This is a genomic window from Shigella sp. FC1967 (assembly GCF_001743005.1).
In the GTDB taxonomy this organism is placed as follows: domain Bacteria; phylum Pseudomonadota; class Gammaproteobacteria; order Enterobacterales; family Enterobacteriaceae; genus Proteus.
The window spans coordinates 1-9185 of sequence record NZ_MIIZ01000443.1 but is presented as its reverse complement, the minus strand read 5'-3'; the positions used below and the strand labels follow the sequence as shown (position 1 = coordinate 9185).

The window sequence follows — 9185 nt, the reverse complement described above, 5'->3', positions numbered from 1 at the left end:
TGATCTCAGTCAATTTTTGCTAATAAAACACCATTTAATATCAATAGAGTGATTGTACTTATTCAAATGTATAAATTTTATTTGAACTTGCAATGAGACTTTTGAGTCACAGTGTGGCAACGAAGTGAGATTTCTCTTTATTGATGTGAACGTTGTTTGTATTGTTACATAAGTTAAATATGAACAGCGTAGGATCGAAATTATGCGTTAATCGTTCTAATTAGCCCATTTTTTATGCAGTTTTTTTCTGCTCCAATTGGGAAAAGTAACGTAGAATATTGTGCCTTTAAGATTATTTACGTGTCCACTTTAATCTAAGTAGTGAATCGCGCCTTGTCGCTGCTTATTGTGGTTGATAGAGTAGACGGATTTTTCCGTCCCGGCTTGCAGGATTATCCTTTCGTATGTTTAAAAAATTTCGTGGCATGTTTTCCAACGATTTGTCTATTGACTTGGGTACCGCCAATACCCTTATTTACGTCAAAGGACAGGGTATTGTTCTCGATGAACCCTCCGTTGTCGCTATTCGTCAAGATCGCGCTGGCACATCAAAAAGTGTTGCAGCTGTTGGGCATGAAGCCAAACAGATGTTAGGGCGTACACCTGGGAATATCGCTGCTATCCGTCCAATGAAAGACGGTGTGATTGCTGATTTTTATGTAACCGAAAAAATGCTTCAGCACTTCATAAAACAGGTTCATAACAATAGCTTTATGCGTCCAAGTCCTCGTGTATTAGTTTGTGTACCAGTAGGGGCTACTCAAGTAGAACGCAGGGCAATCCGTGAATCAGCATTAAGTGCAGGTGCTCGCGAAGTGTTCTTAATTGAAGAACCTATGTCTGCTGCAATCGGGGCAGGATTACCTGTTTCTGAAGCAACAGGTTCAATGGTGGTCGATATTGGTGGCGGTACAACAGAAGTCGCCGTGATTTCATTAAACGGTGTTGTTTACTCTTCTTCTGTTCGTATCGGCGGAGACCGTTTTGATGAAGCTATCATTAACTATGTACGTCGTAACTACGGCTCACTGATTGGTGAAGCAACAGCTGAACGTATCAAACACGATATCGGTTCAGCTTATCCTTCTGATGAAGTTAATGAGATCGAAGTTCGCGGCCGTAACCTTGCAGAAGGTGTACCTCGTAGCTTTACATTAAACTCTAATGAAATTCTTGAAGCCTTGCAGGAGCCATTAACAGGTATCGTAAGCGCCGTTATGGTTGCATTAGAGCAATGCCCACCAGAATTAGCCTCTGATATTTCAGAGCGCGGTATGGTATTAACGGGTGGTGGTGCGTTGTTACGTAACCTTGACCGTTTATTGATGGAAGAAACAGGTATTCCTGTTATTGTTGCTGAAGATCCACTGACTTGTGTTGCTCGTGGTGGTGGTAAAGCATTAGAAATGATCGATATGCACGGTGGCGATCTGTTTAGCGAAGATTGAGATTAATTCTAACAAGGGAGAATGGATTCCCCCTTGGTGAGAATATTAACGCCTGTTTTTTTACTTCTCCGTGTGAGTGATTTTAGAGTTTATGAAGCCAATTTTTAGTCGGGGTCCTTCCCTGCAACTAAGATTAATAATCGCCGTGGTTATCGCCATTTCTTTATTGATTGCTGATAACCGTATTGGCGCATTTTCTAAAGTCCGCCAGTATCTTGATACTGCAGTTAGTCCCTTCTATTTTCTTGCAAATGGCCCTCGCCGTTTCCTCGATCAAATTTCAGAAACCTTTGCCACGCGTGAGCGTTTGCAATTTGAGAATCAAGCGTTAAGGAAAGAGTTATTAGTTCGCAGCGGTGAAAGCCAATTACTGGAGCAATTTAAGCAAGAAAATGCCCGTTTACGAGAATTACTTGGTTCACCTTTGCGCCAAAATGAACAGATGACAGTAACACAAGTGCTGTCTGGTAATAGCACGCCTTATCGAGATCAAGTGGTTATTGATAAAGGAACCAATGATGGCGTCTATGAAGGGCAACCTGTCATTAGTGATAAAGGTGTTGTAGGACAAGTTATTGCCGTAAGTGAGATTACGAGTCGTGTGCTATTAATATGTGACACTTCTCATGCATTACCTGTACAAGTTTTACGTAACGATATTCGTGTTATCGCCTCTGGTGCGGGGTGCGCCGATGATTTATTGTTAGAAGCATTACCTGCCAATATTGATATTCGTGTAGGCGATGTTTTAGTGACATCAGGATTGGGGGGGCGTTTCCCAGAAGGGTATCCTGTTGGTGTGGTATCTTCAGTTAAAGTCGATAATCAACGGGCTTATTCCGTGATTAATGTTCGACCTTCAGCAGAGTTACAGCGTTTACGCTATTTGCTTTTATTATGGAATGCATCAGATAAAATGGGGGAGCCTCCTCTGCCTTCAGAGGTTTATAACGCAGCTAATGAGCGTTTAATGCAACTGATGCCTCAAGTTTTACCTAATTATGAACAAGCAGGACCACCGCTTCCTCGTTCTATGTCTCAAGAGCCGTTAGACAATACAGCTGAAGGCACTAACGGAAATGCGACATCTGTTACAACACCTGCTGCAACCAATACACCTGCTAATACAAATAGAAGTAGGTAGACACAATGAATCCATATCAAAGTCGTGGGCGTTGGGTTGTTTGGCTCTCTTTTCTTGTCGCATTAGTTTTACAAATTATGCCGTGGCCAGAACAGTTAGAAGTATATCGACCTATTTGGCCGATGTTATTTCTTATTTATTGGATAACAGCAATTCCTCATCGTGTAAGTGTCGGAACCGCGTTTGTCTTAGGTATGATTATGGATCTAGTCCAAGGAACGACCTTGGGTGTTAATGCATTGGCCTACACGTTAGTGAGTTATGTTATCGCCTTTAAATATCAGCTTTTTTGCAATCTAGCATTATGGCAACAAGCTTTAGTGGTGATGTTAAGTGTTGTTATTGTTGATCTCACTGTATTTTGGGCAGAATTTTTACTTTCACCCGTGACTTTTCACCCTCAAGTATTCTGGAATAGCCCAGTCAGTGGTATTCTTTGGCCATGGCTTTATTTTTTACTTCGCAAAATCCGTCACCAGTTTTTAGTTCACTAAGTTATTGGATCATGGCGGTCACTTTTGCGTTATCGTCATGAGGACATGATTTGTGACCACGCTTTATCTGGCTTCCAGTTCACCAAGAAGACGTGAACTTCTCGCGTTATTAGATGTTGAATTTAGTATTATTACGCCAGCAATTGATGAAATTTGGCAACAAGGTGAAAAGCCAGAAGAGTATGTTCTTCGTCTAGCAAAAGAGAAATCACAAGCAGGTGTAAAACAAGCACCTTATGATTATCCCGTTTTGGGTTCTGATACTATTGTGGTTCATGATGGACATATTCTTGAAAAACCTCGTGATAAAACCCATGCTGCACATATCCTACGTTCACTTTCAGGCGCAACACATCAAGTGATGACAGCAATTGCTCTCTCTAATAGAACACGCACATTGAGTCAATTAGTCGTCACACACGTCACTTTTAGAGAGATGACAGAGAGTGAGATTAGCGCGTATATTGAGTCAGGGGAGCCAATGGATAAAGCTGGCGCTTACGGTATTCAAGGAAAAGGAGGTCGTTTTGTTCAACGGATTGAGGGAAGTTATCATGCTGTTGTCGGATTGCCTCTTGTTGAAACCGAAGCATTGATAGCTCAATTTTCGTCTTTAGCTAATGAGAAGGATATTTCATGACAGCTGAGTTATTAGTGAATGTGACGCCTTCTGAAACTCGTGTTGCCTATATTCGCGGAGGCATACTTCAAGAAATTCATGTCGAAAGAGAAGCTAAACGGGGTATTGTCGGAAACATCTACAAAGGTCGGGTAAGTCGCGTATTACCCGGGATGCAAGCTGCATTTATTGACATTGGGCTGGATAAAGCCGCTTTTCTACATGCTTCTGACATTATGCCTCACACTGAATGTATTGCAGGTGAAGAGCAGAAAAAATTTAATGTTCGTGATATTGCACAACTGGTGCATCAAGGACAAGATTTAATTGTACAAGTGGTTAAAGATCCTTTAGGAACCAAAGGTGCTCGCCTTACCACGGACATTACATTGCCTTCTCGCTATTTAGTGTTTATGCCAGGTGCGTCTCATGTAGGCGTTTCTCAGCGAATTGATAGTGAAGAAGAGCGTGAGCGCTTAAAGTTACTCGTTGAAGAGTATTGCGATGAAAATGGTGGTTTTATTATTCGTACTGCCGCCGAAGGCGTTGGTGAACATGAAATTAAGCAAGATGCTGCTTTTCTTAAACGCCTATGGAATAAAATCATTGAACGTAAGAAAAGAAATAAAACCCGTATTCAAATTTATGGTGAGCTGGCTTTAGCACAGCGTATCTTACGTGATTTTGCGGGTTCCGAATTAGATAGCATACGAGTTGATTCTAAATTAACTTACAATCAATTACAGGAATTTATTGGTGAATATATTCCTGAATTAACCGCTAAACTTGAATTACACCAAGGCAATCAGCCTATTTTTGATCTCTATGGTGTAGAAAGTGAAATTCAGCGAGCTTTAGAGCGTAAAGTTGAATTAAAATCAGGCGGTTATCTGATTATCGATCAAACGGAAGCAATGACCACTATTGATATTAATACTGGGGCATTTGTTGGTCATCGAAATTTAGAAGAAACGATTTTTAATACTAATATTGAAGCAAGCCAAGCCATTGCTCGTCAATTACGGTTACGTAATTTAGGCGGTATCATCATTATTGACTTTATTGATATGAATAATGATGAACATAAACGCAGAGTATTAGCATCACTTGAACAAGCACTAAGTAAAGATAGGGTGAAAACGACTATTAATGGTTTCTCTCAACTCGGCTTAGTGGAAATGACACGTAAAAGAACACGGGAAAGCCTTGAACATGTTCTTTGTGATGACTGCCCAACTTGCCAAGGGCGAGGTACGGTAAAATCTGTTGAAACGGTTTGTTATGAGATTTTACGTGAAATAGTGCGGGTGCATAAAACGATTGATGCAGATCGCTTTTTAGTTTATGCCTCCTCAGCAGTTGCAGAAGCATTAAAAGGCGATGAATCACATGCATTAGCCGAGGTTGAAATTTTTGTTGGTAAACAAGTGAAAGTGCAAACTGAGCTACTCTATAGTCAGGAGCAATTTGATGTGGTGATGATGTAATGGATTCGCCTTCCTAATGAATATGATGGCAGAAAGGAGACAAAATGAAGCGGCTGCCTAAATACCTGTTAGTGATAACAGTCTTTTGCCTCATCGTTTTTGCCTTGATATTAAGCGGATTTCGTTATTTTCTACCTCGCTTAGATAGTTATCGCCCTGAAATAGAATCGTATCTTACGAAACAACTCAATAGCCCTGTCTCAATGACAAAGATCATGGGAGAGTGGCGGAATTTTGGCCCTGATATTCAAGTAGAAGGGCTGAATATTACCAATAAAGATGTCAACGTTATGGCAGAAAAAGTCACTTTTTCTTTTGACGTTTGGCGTTCATTATTCGATTTTCGCCTTCACTTTCGTGAAATGACCTTTGAACAGTTATATGTGAATTACCACAGACCTCTTTTTACTGGGCAAAGTGGGGATATAACGTTAACTGAACCTGATAATATCTCTTCAATTTTCCTTGAGCAGTTTGATCGCTTTAAACTCATTGAAAGCCGTTTTGTTTTTTTAACTCCTTCGGGAGACACGAGTACATTACATGCGCCTGAATTGATGTGGTTAAATCAAAAAAACCGTCATCGCGCTCAAGGTGAAGTCACGCTGGATACACCAACTAATCATTATGGTGGTTTAAAGGTACGTCTTGATCTCTATACCACCGAGAGTGGCTTAATCGATAACGGTAACGTATTTCTTACCGCAGATGACATTGATATCTCACCTTGGCTGAGTCAGTGGGTAAAAAATAATAGTGGCGTAGGTGAAGCGAAAGCCAGTTTGTCTAACTGGATTGAAATTACTCAAGGGCGTATCACTGGTAGCCAGTTGCAAATTCACCAAGGTGAAATGGACTGGAGTAGTAATGGAACCTCGCACGTATTAAATGTTGAAGATTTAATATTGCGTATGAGAAGGCAAGAAAATGGTTGGCTTGCGGATATTCCTTATACTCGAAAAATTACAATGGATGGGGAAGAGTGGCCTGATGGTTATTTAGCTGTTCTTTATCAACCAAAAGAAAAACAACATGATGAAGCGTGGCGTATTCGAGCCAAAAATATTGAGTTAGATAGATTATATGCGGTATTGCCATTATTCTCTTTTTTTAACACCCGATTTTGTTCGTCAATGGCAATATCGCCAATTTTCTGGTGTGGTTAATGATTTTGCATTAGACCTCACACCTGAACACTTTGAGCAAAGCGTAATAAATCTCTCTTGGGAGAATGTGAGTTGGAAGCGTTGGCAAGAGATCCCTTCTGTACAACATTTCAGTGGGAAATTAAAAGGCAGTATGCAACAGGGAGAACTTAATTTCACCCTAGCAAACAGTGAAATAGATACTGGAAAATTGTTTAAAGCACCGCTGAATATTGAAAAAGGGAAAGGCGCGATTTATTGGACTTACTCAGGAGATGATTTATCTCTTTGGAGTGAAGGATTAGATATTCAAGCGACATCAGCATGGGTAGCGGGTGATTTTCGTTATGAAAAGCAAGGTGAAGATCAGCTGCTTTCTATACTTTCTGGTGTAAGAGTCACAAATGCAGGAGATACATGGCGTTATCTACCTGAGGAGTATGTGGGGAAAGCGCTAACAGAATATCTCTCGGAGGCGATTATTGCAGGGAATATCGATAATGGAACCTTTATTTTCCATGGCGACCCCGCCGATTTCCCTTTTGATAATCACAAAGGGTGGTTCCAAGTTTATGCCCCAGTTAAACAGGCAACCTTTAAATTTGATAGTGAATGGCCTGCATTATTCAATTTGGATATTAATCTAGATTTTAAAAATGATGGGCTATGGATGTCTTCTACACAAGCAAAAGTGGGTAAAGCAACCGCTACGAATTTAAGTGCAGTGATTGAGAGTTATCGACAAGAGCGGATCTTAATTAACGCGGATATTCAAGCTACGGGCGATGAGCTGAAAGAGTATTTCTTAGATTCTCAAATGGCGAGTATTGGGCATACACTCGAAGAGCTTAATGTCGCAGGAAACATTAACGGCACATTGAAATTAGATATTCCTTTTGGCGGCGAAGATGTGGTTGCTTCGGGTGATATTAATTTAAAAAACAATGATGTTACATTGAACTTTATGGATACCACCTTAAAGGGCGTTAGCGGACAATTTCGTTATCACAATGATAAACTTGAGAGTGATACGTTAACGGCTAATTGGTTTGGGCAGCCTCTCGCTTTCTCATTTATGAGTCATAATGATAGGGATAATTATCAGGTCGATGTCGGTTTAAAAGGCCAATGGGATATTCAAAAAATTCAAGGTTTACCTCGCGATATTCAACAGAAATTTAGTGGTGTATTCCCATGGAAAGGAAATGTGAATGTTAAGATCCCCGAAAAAGGTGATGTTGATTATCAAGTCGATTTAACTGGAGATATCAACACATTAAGTAGCAAACTTACAGCACCTGAAACACAAGATTTAAAAAATTCATCGCCGATTGTTATTTCTGCAAAGGGTAATAGTGAAGCCTTAACCTTAAATGCCAGTGCTGAGAAACAGTGGAAACTGAATAGCCAATGGTCATTAGGAAAACAGCTACGCTTATTGCAAGGCAATGTGGTGTCTTCTTCTATTCAATTACCAGAGTTGAGTTCACAACAACGCTTAACTATCGCTATTAAAGGATTAGAGGGTGATAAATGGTTGCCGACATTAATGGCTTTTTCGTCTTTAACGCCATCTGAAAATAAAGTCACTTTTCCTGATAATGTACATATCAGTTTGCCAGATTTAAATTTTGCAGGGCAAAAATGGGATGATCCTCAAACTGAAATTATGCACGTTACTGAGGGAATAAAATTCGCTTTCTCAGGCAGTGAATTACGAGGCGATGTGTTTATTCCTGCAACACCCGCACCTTGGCAAGTTAATATTAATTATCTTTATTTTAATGGTTCTTCATCTTCTCAAGAGGAAAAACCATTAAAAATGGCAAATATTTCTGATCCCAATACAGTAAAATTTTCTGTGAAAAGTATTCCTCCTATTGATTTTGAATGTCAGGAGTGTTGGGTCAATGGCCTGCTTTTAGGGAAGATAGAAGGTTCATTAAAACAAAATCAAAATGCTTTATTTTTAACTGACGGTAAATTAGAAAATAGTAGTGGGGAATTGTCGGTTAATGGTGTGTGGTCTCAAGATAATGCGGGCAATAATACAACAAAACTAATGGGAAAATTAAAAGCCGAAGAAGTTGACGAAATGGCTGCCTATTTTGGTTACATTATCCCGATTATTCAATCCCCTCTTGACGCAGATTTTTCGTTACAATGGCGTAATACACCGTGGAACTTTGAACTGGCGACTTTGCAAGGTGATATTAAATCCACCCTGGGCAAAGGACGTATAGAGAAAGTTAATGTAGGACAAGCCGGTAAGTTGCTTCGCCTTGTGAGTTTTGATGCACTTTTACGTAAATTACAGTTTGATTTTAGAGATACTTTTAGTGAGCATTTTGAGTATGACTCGATTAAGAGTGAAATTACGATTAATCAAGGTATTATGAATGCAGAGAGAGTACGTATTGATGGTGTTATTGCCGATATTGCGATAAGTGGGAAAGTGGACTTACTTGGACGTAAAATGGATCTACAAGTTGTAGTCACCCCAGAGATTTCAGCTACAGTCGGTGTTGCTACGGCTTTCGCAATAAACCCAATTGCAGGCGCCGCGGTGTTTGCGGCATCAAAGGTTCTGGGACCACTTTGGAGTAAGATTTCAGTTATCCGTTATCACGTGACCGGAACTATGGAACAACCCAAAATTGACGAAGTACTGCGTCAGCTTAAGGAGAATCAGGCGTTATGAAAAAAAGTTAATGTCGCACTTTTGCAACTTTGTAGCGGAAAAAACATAAAAAAATAATCTGGCGCAAATCGAGCAACAGATTAAGCAATTACCCGATTCAGTGAAGCTTGTATTAACACCTGAAAATGCGTTACTTTTTTCAAACTC

At 40.0% G+C, this 9185-nt stretch carries 7 protein-coding genes and 1 pseudogene; all 8 read left to right on the top strand.

Going from position 1 to position 9185, the window contains the following annotated elements:
- Window positions 1–404: 404 nt before the first annotated feature.
- Window positions 405–1448: a rod shape-determining protein MreB gene (gene mreB / locus BHE89_RS03770; protein ID WP_023582893.1), complete on the top strand. Its 1044-nt coding sequence runs from the start codon at window positions 405–407 to the stop codon at window positions 1446–1448.
- A gap of 91 nt (window positions 1449–1539) precedes the next feature.
- Entirely contained in the window at window positions 1540–2592 is a 1053-nt protein-coding gene (gene mreC, locus BHE89_RS03765; RefSeq protein ID WP_069368726.1) for a rod shape-determining protein MreC, read from the top strand.
- Window positions 2593–2597: 5 nt separating this feature from the next.
- Window positions 2598–3086 (top strand): rod shape-determining protein MreD, encoded by a 489-nt coding sequence (gene mreD, locus BHE89_RS03760; protein ID WP_069368725.1) that lies wholly within the window; start codon window positions 2598–2600, stop codon window positions 3084–3086.
- 52 nt (window positions 3087–3138) lie between these two features.
- The gene (locus BHE89_RS03755) at window positions 3139–3726 is read left to right on the top strand and encodes a Maf family protein (protein ID WP_069368724.1); all 588 of its coding nucleotides are present in this window, start codon (window positions 3139–3141) and stop codon (window positions 3724–3726) included.
- Window positions 3723–5192, top strand: coding sequence for a ribonuclease G (gene rng, locus BHE89_RS03750; protein ID WP_069368723.1), 1470 nt, complete (start codon window positions 3723–3725; stop codon window positions 5190–5192). Before BHE89_RS03755 ends, rng begins: the two co-directional genes overlap by 4 nt.
- A 44-nt stretch (window positions 5193–5236) precedes the next feature.
- Entirely contained in the window at window positions 5237–6358 is a 1122-nt protein-coding gene (locus BHE89_RS24900; RefSeq protein WP_286145864.1) for a YhdP family protein, read from the top strand.
- Complete coding sequence (locus BHE89_RS03745) at window positions 6276–9038, top strand: YhdP family protein (protein ID WP_286145863.1); 2763 nt, start codon at window positions 6276–6278, stop codon at window positions 9036–9038. The genes BHE89_RS24900 and BHE89_RS03745 overlap by 83 nt, the downstream gene beginning before the upstream one ends.
- 21 nt (window positions 9039–9059) lie before the next feature.
- Window positions 9060–9185, top strand: a pseudogene (locus BHE89_RS24895) (carbon-nitrogen hydrolase family protein); the annotation flags it as partial.